Below are 13,388 nucleotides of genomic sequence, written 5' to 3'. Positions count from 1 at the left end.
TCCCCAGAGGGGGCGCCGCGCCCCTGTCGTGTGCGTGGGAGCGGAGCGGGCCGCCGCGCGTTCTCCGAGAACTCCGCGCGGCGGCCCCGCCGGTCAGTCCCCCCGTTCAGGGACTGACGCCGAGGGGCCGTGGTAGATGTACCCGACCTTGCGCACCGTCGCGATGCGGCCCCCGGCCCGGCCGAGCTTGCGGCGCAGGCGGTGGATGTGCACGTCGATGGTGCGCGAGTGCAGTTCGCGGCTGGAGCCCCAGACCCGTTCCATGAGCTCGCCCCGGGTGACCGCGCGGCCGGGGGCGGCGGTCAGGCACTCGAGGAGTTCGTACTCCTGGAAGGTCAGCTCGACCTCGGTGCCCTGGGCCCACACGCGGCGCGAGTCCCGGTCCAGGAGCAGGTCGCCGCCGGCCTCCGGCACGGGGCGGACTCCGGGGTGCGGTTCGTCCACGACGACCCCGTACACCAGCATGTACCGGCCGCTCTCGGGGAGCGGGAGCAGGCCGAGGAGCGAGTGTTCGCCCTCCGGGGTCTCCGCGCCGGGGGAGACGGCGGGTCCGTGTACGGCGGTCAGGGCCGGGTGACTCCGCGTCGGGGTGGGGCGGTCGTCGGCTCGAGGAGGTGCGGTGTGTGCGCTGAGCATGTACCCATGATGCTTCCGGTTTCCTTCAAAAGCTACCGGATTAGTGGGTAATTTTTCACGCTGTGGGGAAGGCCACGATCGACCTCGGGCAAAACGGATTTTTCCTACCAACAAGGTGGTCTAGTCTCTGGTACCAACACGCCCGCGCCCCACGAGGGTGCCGGGCCTGCCGGTGTCGGTTCCCCCGCCGCCGGACACCCCCCGCGATCCTCCGTCCCACGACCACGAAGGAGTGCACCATGCGCACGACCTCGACCCTCATCGGCGCGTCCGCCCTGGCTCTGACCCTCGCCGCCTGCGGTGCCCCCAGCGAGCAGGACTCCGGGTCCGCCGACGCCGAGTCCGGGCAGGGGCCGCTCCGGGTCGGTGTCAGCCCGGTGCCGCACGGTGACATCCTCGCCTTCATCGACGAGAACCTCGCCGAGGAGGCCGGGCTGGAGCTGGAGATCGACGAGATCGCCGACTACAACACGCCCAACGCCGGGCTCGTCAACGGTGACCTGGACGCCAACTACTTCCAGCACCGCTCGTTCCTGAACGAGTGGGTCGCGAACGGCCCCGACGCGGAACTGACCTACGTCACCGACGTCCACATCGAGCGGTTGGGTCTCTACTCCGAGACCTACGAGGGCGTGGACGATCTGCCCACGGGAGCCAAGGTCGCGGTACCCAACGACCCGGCCAACCTCAACCGCGCGCTGACGATCCTGGAGACCGAGGGTCTGATCACCGTGGACCCCGACGCCGGTGAGACGGCCACGGAGAAGGACGTCGTCGACAACCCGCAGGACCTGGTCATCACGCCGCTGGAGGCCGCGCAGCTGCCGCGCTCCATCGCCGACGTCGACGCCGCGGTTATCAACGGCAACTACGCCATCGAGGCCGGGGTCACCGAGGACGCCAACGTCCTGGCCTGGGAGCCCGAGGGCGACGACTACGTCGAGAAGTACGCCAACGGCCTGGTGGTCCTGGACGAGAACTCCGACGACGAGCGCGTCCAGCTGCTGGCCGAGCTGCTGCACGACGAGCGGGTCCTGGAGTACGTCCGGGACACCTGGCAGGGCGTGGTGCTGCCGGTCAACGCCGACGGTTCCCTCGCGGAGTAGTGTGCACGGGCCTTCGGGTCCGGCGTGCCCGACGGGCGCGCGCCTTCACCCCCTCGGGGCGGTGGAGCCCCTCGGGCCTCCACCGCCCCTTTCACGTTCCCGCTGGTGGGTGGCGGGTTGATCACTTTCCGTGATCGAACGTGGGTAAAGTGTCCTGAGTCATAGGAAACCTTTGCGCCTCCTATTCCACAAAACCTACTTATTAAGTAGAGTTTGGCCCGTTCGCCCCTCTGATCACCCGAAAGGGACCCTCATGAGCCTGCGCAAGCCCGTGCTTTCGGCCGCCGCCACGGTACTGGCGATCGGGATGGTCGCGACCGCCTGTGGAGGGTCGGGCGGTGACGGAGGCGGTGACGCCGACACCCTGACCCTCGGTTACTTCCCGAACATCACCCACGCTCCCGCCCTGGTCGGCGTGGAGAACGGCACCTTCGCCGACGCCCTGGGCGAAGTCGAGCTGTCCACCCAGACCTTCAACGCGGGCCCGGACGCCATCAACGCGCTGTTCGCCGGGGAGATCGACGCCACCTTCATCGGGCCCAACCCGGCCATCAACGGGTGGTCGCAGTCGGACGGCACCGCCCTGCGCGTCATCGCGGGGTCCACCTCGCGTGGCGCGGGCCTGGTGGTCCGCCCGGGGATCGACTCCGTCGACGACCTGCCGGGCACCACCCTGTCCACGCCGCAGCTGGCCAACACGCAGGACGTGGCGCTGCGCTGGTTCGCCCAGGAACAGGGCTGGGAGGCCGACACCGAGGGAGGCGGCGACCTCTCGATCATCCCGCAGGACAACTCGGACATCATCAACGCCTTCGAACTCGGGGAGATCGACGGGGCCTGGGTGCCCGAACCCCACCTGAGCCGCCTGCTGGTGGAGCTCGACGGGGAGCTGCTGGTGGACGAGGCGGACCTCTGGGAGGAGACCGGCGGCGACTTCGTCACCACACACCTGATCGTCAGCGCCGACTTCCTGGACTCCCACCCCGACGTGGTGGAGGACCTGCTGCGCGGCCACATCGAGACCGTCGACTGGATCAACGACAACTCCGAGGAGGCGCAGGAGGCCGCCATCGCGCACCTGGGAGCGGTCTCCGGAAGCGGCCCCAGTCCCGAGGTGGTCGCCTCGGCCTTCGAGAACACGGTCTTCACTGTCGACCCGATCGCCCCCTCGCTCCGGGGCGGCGCCGAGCACGCCGAGGCCGTGGGTCTGCTGGACCCGGTCGACCTGGAGGGCATCTACGCCCTGGACCCGCTCAACAGGCTGCTCGACGAGGGGTCCCGTGAGCAGGTCGCCGGGCTGTAGCCGCCCGGCGGTCGAGGGGTGGCGGGCTCGGACGGGGCCGCCACCCCGGCTCACACCGCCCCGGTGCTTTCACAAAACCTACTTATTAAGTAGAGTTTTCCCCGTCCCTCCGCAGACACCGACAAGGACCCCTGAGATGCGCGTTTCCCCGACCCCGCTGAGAACCACCGCGGCCGCCCTGGCCCTGGGGCTGGTCGCCACCGCGTGCGGGGGCGAGGGGGACGGTGGCGCCGCCGACACCCTGACCCTCGGCTATTTCCCGAACATCACCCACGCCCCCGCGCTCGTGGGTGTGGAACGGGGCATCCTCGACGAGGCCCTGGGCGAGGTCGAGTTCGCCACCCAGACCTTCCACAACGGTCCCGACGCGGTCAACGCCGTCTTCTCCGGGGAGATCGACGCGGCCTTCCTCGGCCCCAACCCCGCCGTCAACGGCTGGTCGCAGTCCGAGGGCGAGGCCCTGCACGTCATCGCCGGAGCCGCCACCCAGGGCACCGGCCTGGTGGTCCGCGACGACATCGAGACCGTCGCCGACCTGCCCGGACACACCTTCTCCACACCGATGCTCGGTGGTACCCAGGACGTGGCGCTGCGCTGGTTCGCCCAGGAGCAGGGCTGGGAGGTCGACACGGCGGGCGGTGGCGACCTCTCGATCATCCCCCAGGACAACCCCGACACCGTCGACGCCTTCCGGCTCGGCGAGATCGACGGCGCATGGATCCCCGAACCCCACCTGAGCCGGGTCCTGGCCGAGGACGACGCCCACCTGCTCGTCGACGAACCCGACCTGTGGGAGGGGACCGGCGGACAGTACGTCACCACGCTCCTCGTCGTCAGCGCCGAGTTCCTGGAGAACGACCCCGACACCGTCGCCGACCTGCTGCGCGGTCACGTGGAGTCGGTCGACTGGATCAACGACAACCCGGGGGAGGCCGCCGAGACCTCCCGGGCGCACCTGGAGGCGCTCACCGGAGGCGATCTCGACCCCGAGCTCACCACCGCGGCCTTCGAGAACGTCACCTTCACCGTCGACCCGGTCGCGCCGTCGCTCCTGGTCCAGGCGGAGCAGGCCGAGGCCATCGGCCTGCTGGACCCCGTCGACCTCAACGGAATCTACGCCCTCGAACCGCTCAACGACGTCCTGGCCGAGGCCGGACACGAGCTGGTCGCAGGGCTGGAAGGGTAAGGGCACCAATGACCGCCATCACCGAACCCAGGACCGGGACGAACGCCGTGGAGATCGATTCCATCTCCAAGGTCTTCGGCCGGGGCCGGGGCGCCGTGACCGCCGTCGACGGCATGTCGATCCACGTCGGCACCGGAGAGTTCCTGTCCATCGTCGGGGCCTCCGGCTGCGGCAAGAGCACCCTGCTGTCGCTGGTCGCCGGCCTGGAGGAACCCACCACGGGTTCCGTGGACGTCGGAGACCACCGAGTGGCCATGATGTTCCAGGAGGCCGCGCTCTTCCCGTGGCTGACCGTGGGCGCCAACATCGAGGTCCCCATGAAGGTGAACCGGGTCCCCACGGCCGAGCGCCGCAGGCGCGTGACCGAGCTCCTGGACCTGGTCCGCCTGACCGGCTTCGAACGCAAGCGCCCCCACGAGCTCTCCGGGGGTATGCGCCAGCGCGTGGCCCTGGCCCGCGCCCTGGCCCAGGACGCCGACGTCCTGCTGATGGACGAGCCCTTCGGCGCGCTGGACGCCATGACCCGGGACATTCTCCACGACGAGCTCGAACGGATCTGGCAGGAGAAGTCGCTGACCGTCCTGTTCGTCACCCACAACGTGCGCGAGGCCGTGCGCCTGGGCGACCGGGTCGTGCTGCTGTCCAGCCGCCCGGGCCGCGTCATCGAGGAGTTCACGGTGCACGGCGAACGCCCCCGCCGGATCGACTCCGCGCCCATCGCCGAGCAGGCCGCCGCCATCACCGACCGACTGCGTGAGGAGGTTTCGCGCCATGCCTGAGACCGACGTGCGGGACCGACAGGTCCAGGGGCTCGACGCCCTCGAACTCCAGCCCCAACGCGGCGTCAACGAACGCGGCGCCGGTGAGATCGCCCGGGGGGTGTGGGCCGCGACCTGGCCCAAGCTGGCCGCGGTCGTCATCGTGCTGGCGGCCTGGCAGGCGGTCGTGTGGTCCGGCTGGCGTACCGAGTTCGTGTTCCCCGGCCCGGACCGGGTGCTTCCCACCCTGTTCAACGAGGTCACCAGCCCCGAGTTCTGGACCGCCGTCCAGGTCACCATGCGGCGTGCCTTCGTGGGGTTCGCCCTGGCCCTGGCCGTGGGCGTGGTCGTCGGGCTGGCGGTGTCGCAGTTCAAGCCGTTGCGGACGGCGATCGGCTCGCTGATCACGGGCCTCCAGACCATGCCGTCGATCGTGTGGTTCCCGTTCGCGATGCTGCTGTACGGCATCAGCGAGTCGGCCATCATGTTCGTGATCATCCTGGGCGCGGCCCCGTCGATCGCGGGCGGTCTGACCTCGGGCATCGACTACGTGTCCCCGTCCCTGCTGCGGGCGGGCAAGGTCATGGGTCTGCGCGGGGTCCAGCGCTACACGCTGCTGGTCATCCCGGCCGCGCTGCCCATGTTCGTCACCGGTCTCAAGCAGGGCTGGGCGTTCGCCTGGCGTTCACTGATGGCCGGAGAGCTGCTGGTCATCATCAACCAACAGAACTCGATCGGCTGGGCGCTGAGCCAGGCCCGTCAGCTCAACGACGCCGAGCGGCTGCTCAGCTACATCATCATCGTGCTGGTCATCGGCATCATGATCGACGTCTTCTTCAGCTGGGCCGACCGCTCCCTGCGCCGCCGCTGGGGCATCACCCAGTAGCCAGGGAACCCGAGGGGGAGGGGCCGTGTGTTCGCGAGGGCGCACGGCCCTTCGGCGTCGCGCCCACGGGACGCGACGTCAGACCAACAGCCCGACCAGGTAGGAGATCCCGGTGAGCGTCAGCAGCCCGCCGAGCAGGACTCGTAACGGCTGCTCTCCCAGGCGGCGGCTGAGGGACAGGCCCACCAGCGCGCCGAGCGCGCCGCCGATCCCCAGCGCCAGGCCCACACCCCAGTCGGGGGCGGCGGGGGCGGCGCCGAAACCCACCCGGTCGAAGACGGCGTAGGCGCCCAGCCCCACCACGGATGTGACCAGGGTGGTGGTCAGACCCACCACGGCCGCGCGGGAGGTGGGCCACCCGCCCACCGCGATCAGTAGCGGGGCCAGAACCGACCCCCCGCCGATCCCCACAGCGGCGCCGAGGAGCGCGGCGCCCCCGGCTGCGAGGGCGAGCGGAGCGCCACCCCGCCGGACCCGGGCCTGGGCCGGGTCGGGCCCCGGTCGCGACCTCGTGACCAGCAGCCGGGCGCCCATGAACAGCATGAGCACCGCGAGCAGGCCGCGGAAGAGCGCCGGGTCCGACAGCCACGTCACACGGACGGCGGCACCGGCGATCGCGCAGGGCGCCGCGGCGCACGCGGCGACCAGCATCGCCGTTCCGTGGCCGCGGGTGGAGAGGGCCAGGCGTCTCAGTCCGAGCGGGGTGGACACCACGTTGTAGAGCAGGTTGGTGGCGCTGACCGCTGGGCCGTTCAGGCCCAGCACGCCGAGCTGGACGGGCAGGAGCAGCACGGCGCCGGAGATCCCCACCGGAGTGGTGACGGCGGCGACGCAGAAACCGGCCAGGACGGCGAGGAGCAGAGTCACCCCAAAACCCTACTGTAAAGGTAGGAATAAGGGCGTCGGTTCCTCGATCAGCCGTACACCGCGTGGTACAGCTCCACGATCTCCTCGGCGACGGGCACCCTCGGATTGTTGCCGGGCGATCCGGAGGCCAGCGCCTGCTCGGCCATCAGCGGCGCCAGCTCCCACCAGCGCTCGACCCCGATCCCGTACTCGCGCGGGGTCGGCACCTCCAGCTCCTGGTTCAGCAGGCGAAGCTCCCACACCAGGGCGCCGGTGGCCTCACCGTCGGTGCTGTCCGGGGCGGCCAGACCCATCGCCCGGGCGCAGTCGGCGTAGCGGGAGGGGGCGGAGGGTACCGAGAACTCCGTGACCGCGGGCAGGAGCATGGCATTGGACAACCCGTGGGCCACCCCGAAGTGCGCCCCGAGAGGTCGGCTCATCCCGTGCACCAAGGCGACACTCGAGTTCGAGAAGGCCATCCCCGCCTGGGTGGAGCCCACCATCACCGCCTCCCTCGCGGCCCGGTCGTCCGGGTCGGCGTAGACGGACCGCAGGTGGGTGAAGATCGTACGCATCGCCTCGCGCGCGAACCCGTCCGAGACCGGGTTGGCCCGGGCGCTCACGTACGCCTCGATCGCGTGGGTCAGGGCGTCCACCCCGGTGTCGGCGGTCAGTCGCCGGGGCATGCCCAGCGTGAGTTCGAAGTCCACCAGCGCGGCTCGGGGCAGCATCGCCAAGCCAGAGCAGAGCATCTTCTCCCCGGACTCGGAGTCGGTGATGATGCTGTAGCGCGTGCACTCCGAACCGCTGCCCGCCGTGGTCGGCACCGCCACCACCGGCAGAGCGAGGGTGTCGGTGACCACCGGCGCCCGGTAGTCGCGCATCCGCCCGCCGTGCGCGCCCAGCAGGGCCACCGCCTTGGCGGTGTCGATGGGGCTGCCACCGCCCACACCGACCAGGGAGTCGAAGCCGCCCTCCCGAAGCGTCCGCACCCCCTCCTCCACCACGGCGGTCGTGGGGTCGGGAACGGTGTCGGCGAACACCCTCGGGGAGAGGCCGGACTCCTTGAGGCCGGCCAGGAGTCGGTGGAAGAACGGCTGCTCCGCGATGAAGGGATCGGTCACCAGGAGCGGACGGGACAGTCCGAGGGAGTCCAGGGTCCCGGCCAGTTCGGCCGAGGCCCCCGCGCCCACGCGGATGACCTGGGGCAGGACGATGGAAGCGGACACTCGGGGTACCTCCGGGGGACGGGAGTACGGGCACCGGCGACGCCCCCCGGGGTGCCGGGGCCACGGCTCGCCGCCCGGTACCTACCCCGCTCTCCGATTCGACTCCTCCCGCGCCGTACCGATTTCGTACCGCCTCGGTGACGCACGGTCCCCGAGTGGGCGGAGGGCCGGGCGCCAGGCCCGGCCCTCCGGCAGGTGTTCGACGGCGCTGGTCCGGTCAGGTGTGCACGAGCGGCGTGTCCACCAGGTGCTCGGCCACGAACCAGGCCTCCAGCTCGTTGGTGCGGATGACGTCGGAGACCAGGACGTCGTTGGTGCCGTCGTCGCCCATCTCCTGCACGCGTGCCGCGGCGTCGTGGCAGTCCTCCAGGACGGCCTCGTGTGCCTCCAGCAGCCTGGAGAGCATCGCCGGGACCTCCTCGACACCGTTCGGCGGGCGCGGGATGCTGGTCAGCTCCGCGACGTGCCTCGGGTCGCCCACCGCGACCCCGCCCAGGGTCTGGATGCGCTCCGCGACGGTGTCGATCAGCGCCGTCTGCTCCTCGGCGTGCTTGTCCATCAGCAGGTGCAGCTGGTAGAAGGTGTGCCCGCGCATCAGCCAGTGGTGCTTCTTGTACATGTCGTGCAGGATGCGGAGGTCGCTCAGCACCTGGTTGAGCCGCTGACACGAGTACATGCGCGTGTCGTAGGACAGACCGACCGGTAGCTGACGGACCGTCCCGAACTGCTGGATCTCCTCACCCCTCTGGTGAAGCCACGGCTGGCTGCTGCGCGGCTTGGGTGTCTGGCTCGAACTCTGGTCGGCGGTGGTCACTACGGGTTCCCCCTCCGGGTCGGTGTGCTGCGTGGAACAGAAGAGCTCCGCCAGCCAGTCTTGGTCACCGACCGTTGTCGGGAGAGAAAACGCACGCCATGTCAGGGCAAGGATTCAGGAGTTGTCCCGGTCGAACGCGACGGGGAGCGCGAACAGCCCGTGCATGATCATGCTCGGCCACCACCGCAGCTCGTCCTCGTCCACGGCCAGACGCAGGCCCGGGAGCCTCTCCAGGACCGCGGTGACGGCCACCCGCGCCTCCACACGGGCCAGCTGCGCGCCCACGCAGAAGTGGGCCCCGTGTCCGAAGGACAGGTGTGAGGCCCCGCGCCGGGGGTCGAAGACGTCCGGGTCCTCGTAGCGCCGCGGGTCGCGCCCGGCGGCCAGCAGTGACACCAGCACCGGTTCCCCGGCCTCCAGGCGAACCCCGCCCACGGTCGTCGGCTCACCCGGGAAGCGCCAGGTCGCGTTCTGCAACGGGCTCTCGAGCCGCAGCGACTCCTCGATCGCCGGGCCCACGAGTTCGTGGTCGGCGCGCAGACGCGCCATCTCCTCGGGGTCGCGCAGCAGGAGCAGGAGCATGTTGCCGATCAGCGCGACCGTGGTCTCGTGCCCCGCCACCAGCAGCAGGAACGCCGTCGAGGTCACCTCGTGACGGGAGAGTTCACCGGACCGGTGGGCCTCCACCAGGTCACCCAGGAGGTCGTCGGAGGGCTCGCGCAGCCGCGCCGCCACCAGCCCGTCAAGATAGGCGTCGAACCAGTCGGTGGCCGCGCCGATCGCCTCGTACTCGTCCGGGGAGGAGGAGTCGATCACCGCCGCCTGCCGGTGGAACTCGGCCCGGTCCTCCTCCGGCACCCCGAGGATGTCGCAGATGATCGCGATCGGAAGGGGGTAGGCCAGGTCGCGCACCAGGTCCGGTGCCTCCTCCTTCGTCAGTGCGTCCAGGAGCTCACCGGTGATCCGCTCGGCGCTCTCCCGCAGGGCCCTGACCCGGCGGGGAGTGAACGCCCCACTGGTCACCTTCCGGAGTCGGGAGTGGTCGGGAGCGTCCACGTTGACCATGCTGCGCACGAGGCTGGGACGGTGGTCGAAGGGCAGCCCCAGCCCGGCCCGGTACCAGGTCGCGTTGGCGCGCCCGGGGTCCTTGAGCATGTTCGGGTCGGCCAGCACCGACCGGGCGTCGTCGTACCGGGTCACCAGCCAGGCCCAGGCGCCACCGGGCAGGTCGATCCGGTGGACGGGCGCGTGGTCGCGCAGCCAGCGGTAGGCCGGGTGCGGGTCCGCCTCGAACTCGGGTCCGTACAGTGCGGGGGGTGTGCGGGTCATCGTCGGCCTCTCCACAGGGATGCGGTTCTCCCGTTTCCTACCCACCCGGGAGGCGCCGTGTCGCGGTTGCGGAGTACGGGGGCGCCGCGCCTCGGAACCCCCGTGGCGCCGCCGGGAACGGGCTCAGGGTGCCACCGCGCAGGCGGTCTCCAGGACGAACCTCGGCCAGGGGCGGTGGGGGTCGTGGCCGGTCAGTTCGCGGACGCGCCGCAGCCGGTACCGCAGGGTCTGGGCGTGGACGTGCAGCGACTCCGCCGCCGTGGTGGCCGCGCCCGCACGGAAGTAGGCGTGCAGTGTGTCCAGCAGGTGGCGGTGGTCGTGGGTCAGCAACGGGCCCAGAACCACGTGGCGCACCGTCGACGGCGCTACCCCGCCACCGTTGAGCAGGGACAGCACACACGCGTCGGAGTCGCGCAGCAGGTCGTGCGAGCCGAAGGCGTGTGGGGGAGCGGTCTCCACGGCGCCGTCGGCCAGCCGGTACGCGGCGGACAGGTCCGCCAGTCCGCGCGGATCCAGGGCGCAGCCCCGCCATCCCCGCGCCAGTACGGTCCGGGTGATCCGCTCGGCGTCCTCGGGCGCGGCCAGGACGACCACCCGGCCCGAACGCGTGGTCACCAGGGGGTCGGCTCCTGCCTGCGAGGCCTCCGCGACCAGCTCCATCCCCACAGCCACCGTGACGTCCTCGGCGCGCACGGGTTCGGCGACCACCAGCACCGCCGGGTCGGGCGGGGCGATGCCCAGGGTCCGCGCCCGGTCCCGGATGGCACCCCGGGACGCCTGGCGGCCGATCAGCAGGTCGTCGAGGAGCGCGCGCCGGGCACGTTCCCGATCCGCGTCCAGCCGTTCGGCGGCCTCGGCGTGCCCCGTTTCCAGGCTCTCGGAGATCTGGTCGAGGGAGGCCAGCCACAGTTCGCTCAGAGCGAACACGTCGGCGGCGTCGAGCCTGTCGCCCGCCTGATCGCGCAGCAACCGCGCGGCGGCGGCCGATCCGACCCGGTGCGCCCGCACCACGGCACCGATCGAACGGCCGTCTGCGGCCCGTGCCCGGCCGATCCCACGGAGCCGCTCCACGTCCTCCGGAGGCAGGCGACGGTCCCCGCGCACCCACAGCTCCAGGGACCGGGCGACCAACCAGCCGGTGATGGCCCGCACCTCCGCCAGCTGGGATCCGTGCAGCGCTCGGTAGGCGGGCACCTCCGTGTGGACCTCGGCGACGATCCGCTCCACCAGCCCGGCCCGGTCACGCTCCAGCTCAGCGCTGACCCGTACGCGTTCCTCGCGGCCCATGCCCCTCCTCGTCCCGCGCCGACGATCCTCCGGCGGGACCGCGCCGAGCGCGACACCTCGTCCTCCGGGCGGGCGGGCAGCCTATCGCCACATCCGGCGCACGCCGAGACCGGCCATCCGGGTAAAAACCGTGCACATGTGCGGCGCAGCCTCAGAGGTCGACCCCCGCTGACATGGCAGTATGCGCACACAGGCCCGGTATAGAGCACGAGTCCAACACCGAGCGTCGGCGTGCCGGGCGCGCCGGGCACACCGGTCGGCCGGGAGAACGGCCGGGCCGGACGGGGAAGACGGGGGATGAGGACGATGACGGTTCCCGGCATCGCGCTGAACAACGGGCTGCAAATGCCGCAGCTGGGTTTCGGCGTGTGGCAGGTGCCCGACGACGCCGTGGGCGAGGCGGTCTCACACGCCCTCGCGGCGGGCTACCGCAGTATCGACACCGCCGCCGCGTACGGCAACGAGGAGGGGGTGGGCGAGGCGCTGCGCCGGTCGGGGCTCCAGCGGGAGGACCTGTTCGTCACCACCAAGCTCGCCAACGCCGACCACGGCTACGACTCCGCTCTGCGCGCCTTCGACGCCAGCCTGGAGCGGCTCGGCCTGGACATGGTGGATCTCTACCTCATCCACTGGCCGCTGCCCGAGCGCGACCTCTACGTGCCCACCTGGAAGGCGCTGGAGCGCCTGTACGCGGAGGGCCGCGCCCGCGCCATCGGCGTGTGCAACTTCAAGCGCACGCACCTGGAGCGGGTCATGAAGGAGGGCGGGATCGCCCCCATGGTCAACCAGATCGAACTGCACCCGCTGCTCTCCCAGGGGGAGATGCGGGCCTTCGACTCCGCCCACAACATCGCCACGGAGGCCTGGAGCCCGCTCGGCCAGGGCGAACTCCTCCGCCACCCGCTGATCACGCGGATCGCCGAGGAAATCGAACGGACCCCGGCGCAGGTGCTTCTGCGGTGGCACGTCCAGTTGGGCAACGTGGTCATCCCGAAGTCGGTGACGCCGGAGCGCATCCGCGCCAACTTCGAGATCTTCGACTTCGAGCTCTCGGACGAGGACATGGCCCGGATCGACGGTCTCGACCAGGAGCACCGGTTCGGCCCCGACCCGGACAGCTTCGACGGAGACTGAGCCGCGCGGCCGACCGGTGACCGGGGGCGGCGCGGCTCGCGGCGTCGCCTAGCGGAGCTCGCGGAGCCTGCGGGCGCCGGACAGGGTGGCCTCGATGCCGTCGCGGCGCACACGGGCGACGTACACGCCACCGCCGACGAAGATCGCGAGGAAGAGCCCGACCACTGCGGTCAGGGCCAGGACGGACAGCACGGAAGTGATCATGCGGTCATGGTAGCCGCATGTCGGACGACGCTCTCACCGGGGGAGTCCCGGGTGCGTGCCGAGCGAGACGGAGGGTCCGCCGATGGACCAGACACCGCACGAGATCATCAACCCGCTCTCCCTTCCCGACCCCGTGGGCTATTCACACGCCCTCGTGGTGGCCCCGGGCCGCACGGTGTACGTGGGCGGGCAGATGGCCCTGCGTTCCGACGGGGTACTGACCGGTGACTCACTGGTACAGCAGTTCGACCACGCGCTCGCCAACGTGGTGGAGGCGCTGAGAACGGCGGGGGCCGAACCCGCTCACGTGGTGAGCATGCGCGTCTACACCACCTCGGTAGGCGTCTACCGGGTCAACCTCAAGGCACTGGGATCGATCTACCGCCGCCACATGGGTCGCTACTACCCGCCCATGGCGGTCCTGGGCGTCACCGAGTTGCTGGAGGAGGGGGCCCAGATCGAGCTGGAGTGCGTGGCGGTGGTCCCGGACTCGCGTGACGGCGCGGAGTTGGACGAGGGGCGTCCCCGCGAACTCGTGGAGGAGGTCGACGACCCCTTCGCGGACGCCCCGGCGACCGCGGAACCCGGGGAGTTCTCCCGGGACACGCGGCCCTGATCACGGCGGGTGGGCGCGGTGCCCCCACCCGGGGCGGGCGGGGCCCCCCGCAGG

The 13,388-nt window shown here is 71.1% G+C and carries 14 protein-coding genes; 7 read left to right on the top strand and 7 right to left on the bottom strand.

The window, feature by feature from the left end; genetic code table 11:
• Positions 1-93 precede the first annotated feature (93 nt).
• Positions 94-636 (bottom strand): winged helix-turn-helix domain-containing protein, encoded by a 543-nt coding sequence (locus KBX21_RS26190; protein WP_049566885.1) that lies wholly within the window; start codon positions 634-636, stop codon positions 94-96.
• 239 nt (positions 637-875) lie between these two features.
• Between KBX21_RS26190 and KBX21_RS26185 the strand changes: the two genes are divergently transcribed.
• From KBX21_RS26185 to KBX21_RS26165, 5 genes are all read left to right on the top strand, one after another.
• Positions 876-1,742, top strand: a complete 867-nt coding sequence (locus tag KBX21_RS26185) for a MetQ/NlpA family ABC transporter substrate-binding protein (protein ID WP_210844315.1) — start codon at positions 876-878, stop codon at positions 1,740-1,742.
• 253 nt (positions 1,743-1,995) lie between these two features.
• Positions 1,996-3,045 (top strand): ABC transporter substrate-binding protein, encoded by a 1,050-nt coding sequence (locus tag KBX21_RS26180; RefSeq protein ID WP_210844314.1) that lies wholly within the window; start codon positions 1,996-1,998, stop codon positions 3,043-3,045.
• 136 nt (positions 3,046-3,181) lie between these two features.
• Entirely contained in the window at positions 3,182-4,231 is a 1,050-nt protein-coding gene (locus tag KBX21_RS26175; RefSeq protein WP_210844313.1) for an ABC transporter substrate-binding protein, read from the top strand.
• 8 nt (positions 4,232-4,239) lie between these two features.
• On the top strand, positions 4,240-5,010 hold the full coding sequence (locus KBX21_RS26170) for an ABC transporter ATP-binding protein (RefSeq protein ID WP_049566898.1): 771 nt from the start codon (positions 4,240-4,242) through the stop codon (positions 5,008-5,010).
• Positions 5,003-5,875, top strand: coding sequence for an ABC transporter permease (locus tag KBX21_RS26165; protein ID WP_049566901.1), 873 nt, complete (start codon positions 5,003-5,005; stop codon positions 5,873-5,875). Before KBX21_RS26170 ends, KBX21_RS26165 begins: the two co-directional genes overlap by 8 nt.
• A 78-nt stretch (positions 5,876-5,953) precedes the next feature.
• On the opposite strand, the gene KBX21_RS26160 is transcribed toward KBX21_RS26165, so the two are convergent.
• The 5 genes from KBX21_RS26160 to KBX21_RS26140 form a co-directional block, all read right to left on the bottom strand.
• The gene (locus tag KBX21_RS26160) at positions 5,954-6,742 is read right to left on the bottom strand and encodes a sulfite exporter TauE/SafE family protein (RefSeq protein WP_210844312.1); all 789 of its coding nucleotides are present in this window, start codon (positions 6,740-6,742) and stop codon (positions 5,954-5,956) included.
• Between the two features lie 47 nt (positions 6,743-6,789).
• Positions 6,790-7,950: an iron-containing alcohol dehydrogenase gene (locus tag KBX21_RS26155; RefSeq protein WP_210844311.1), complete on the bottom strand. Its 1,161-nt coding sequence runs from the start codon at positions 7,948-7,950 to the stop codon at positions 6,790-6,792.
• Between the two features lie 217 nt (positions 7,951-8,167).
• Positions 8,168-8,764 (bottom strand): Dps family protein, encoded by a 597-nt coding sequence (locus tag KBX21_RS26150; RefSeq protein WP_210844309.1) that lies wholly within the window; start codon positions 8,762-8,764, stop codon positions 8,168-8,170.
• A gap of 114 nt (positions 8,765-8,878) precedes the next feature.
• Positions 8,879-10,093: a cytochrome P450 gene (locus KBX21_RS26145; protein ID WP_210844306.1), complete on the bottom strand. Its 1,215-nt coding sequence runs from the start codon at positions 10,091-10,093 to the stop codon at positions 8,879-8,881.
• Between the two features lie 123 nt (positions 10,094-10,216).
• Positions 10,217-11,380 carry a CdaR family transcriptional regulator gene (locus KBX21_RS26140; RefSeq protein ID WP_210844304.1) on the bottom strand — a complete coding sequence of 388 codons (1,164 nt, stop codon included), beginning with the start codon at positions 11,378-11,380 and terminating at the stop codon, positions 10,217-10,219.
• Positions 11,381-11,686: 306 nt separating this feature from the next.
• On the opposite strand from KBX21_RS26140, the gene KBX21_RS26135 reads away from it, so the two are divergent.
• Positions 11,687-12,514 (top strand): aldo/keto reductase, encoded by an 828-nt coding sequence (locus KBX21_RS26135; RefSeq protein ID WP_082206265.1) that lies wholly within the window; start codon positions 11,687-11,689, stop codon positions 12,512-12,514.
• Positions 12,515-12,562: 48 nt separating this feature from the next.
• Here KBX21_RS26135 and KBX21_RS26130 read toward each other — a convergent pair whose 3' ends face one another.
• Positions 12,563-12,718, bottom strand: a complete 156-nt coding sequence (locus KBX21_RS26130; RefSeq protein WP_017544712.1) for a hypothetical protein — start codon at positions 12,716-12,718, stop codon at positions 12,563-12,565.
• Between the two features lie 82 nt (positions 12,719-12,800).
• Here KBX21_RS26130 and KBX21_RS26125 point away from each other — a divergent pair, with 82 nt between their 5' ends.
• Positions 12,801-13,334 carry a RidA family protein gene (locus KBX21_RS26125; RefSeq protein ID WP_049566923.1) on the top strand — a complete coding sequence of 178 codons (534 nt, stop codon included), beginning with the start codon at positions 12,801-12,803 and terminating at the stop codon, positions 13,332-13,334.
• The last annotated feature ends 54 nt before the right edge of the window (positions 13,335-13,388 follow it).

It is taken from the genome of Nocardiopsis sp. B62, from assembly GCF_018070675.1.
Taxonomy (GTDB): Bacteria; Actinomycetota; Actinomycetes; order Streptosporangiales; family Streptosporangiaceae; genus Nocardiopsis; species Nocardiopsis prasina.
The sequence above is the reverse complement of the archived record's forward strand: the minus strand, read 5'-3'. Positions and strand labels throughout refer to the sequence as shown.

Excerpts from the sequence above, each read along its gene's own strand:
- KBX21_RS26190 (WP_049566885.1), bottom strand. The coding sequence starts at position 636 with ATGCTCAGCGCACACACCGCACCTCCTCGAGCCGACGACCGCCCCACC.
- KBX21_RS26185 (WP_210844315.1), top strand. The coding sequence starts at position 876 with ATGCGCACGACCTCGACCCTCATCGGCGCGTCCGCCCTGGCTCTGACC.
- KBX21_RS26180 (WP_210844314.1), top strand. The coding sequence starts at position 1,996 with ATGAGCCTGCGCAAGCCCGTGCTTTCGGCCGCCGCCACGGTACTGGCG.
- KBX21_RS26175 (WP_210844313.1), top strand. The coding sequence starts at position 3,182 with ATGCGCGTTTCCCCGACCCCGCTGAGAACCACCGCGGCCGCCCTGGCC.
- KBX21_RS26170 (WP_049566898.1), top strand. The coding sequence starts at position 4,240 with ATGACCGCCATCACCGAACCCAGGACCGGGACGAACGCCGTGGAGATC.
- KBX21_RS26165 (WP_049566901.1), top strand. The coding sequence starts at position 5,003 with ATGCCTGAGACCGACGTGCGGGACCGACAGGTCCAGGGGCTCGACGCC.
- KBX21_RS26145 (WP_210844306.1), bottom strand. The coding sequence starts at position 10,093 with ATGACCCGCACACCCCCCGCACTGTACGGACCCGAGTTCGAGGCGGAC.
- KBX21_RS26140 (WP_210844304.1), bottom strand. The coding sequence starts at position 11,380 with ATGGGCCGCGAGGAACGCGTACGGGTCAGCGCTGAGCTGGAGCGTGAC.
- KBX21_RS26135 (WP_082206265.1), top strand. The coding sequence starts at position 11,687 with ATGACGGTTCCCGGCATCGCGCTGAACAACGGGCTGCAAATGCCGCAG.
- KBX21_RS26130 (WP_017544712.1), bottom strand. The coding sequence starts at position 12,718 with ATGATCACTTCCGTGCTGTCCGTCCTGGCCCTGACCGCAGTGGTCGGG.
- KBX21_RS26125 (WP_049566923.1), top strand. The coding sequence starts at position 12,801 with ATGGACCAGACACCGCACGAGATCATCAACCCGCTCTCCCTTCCCGAC.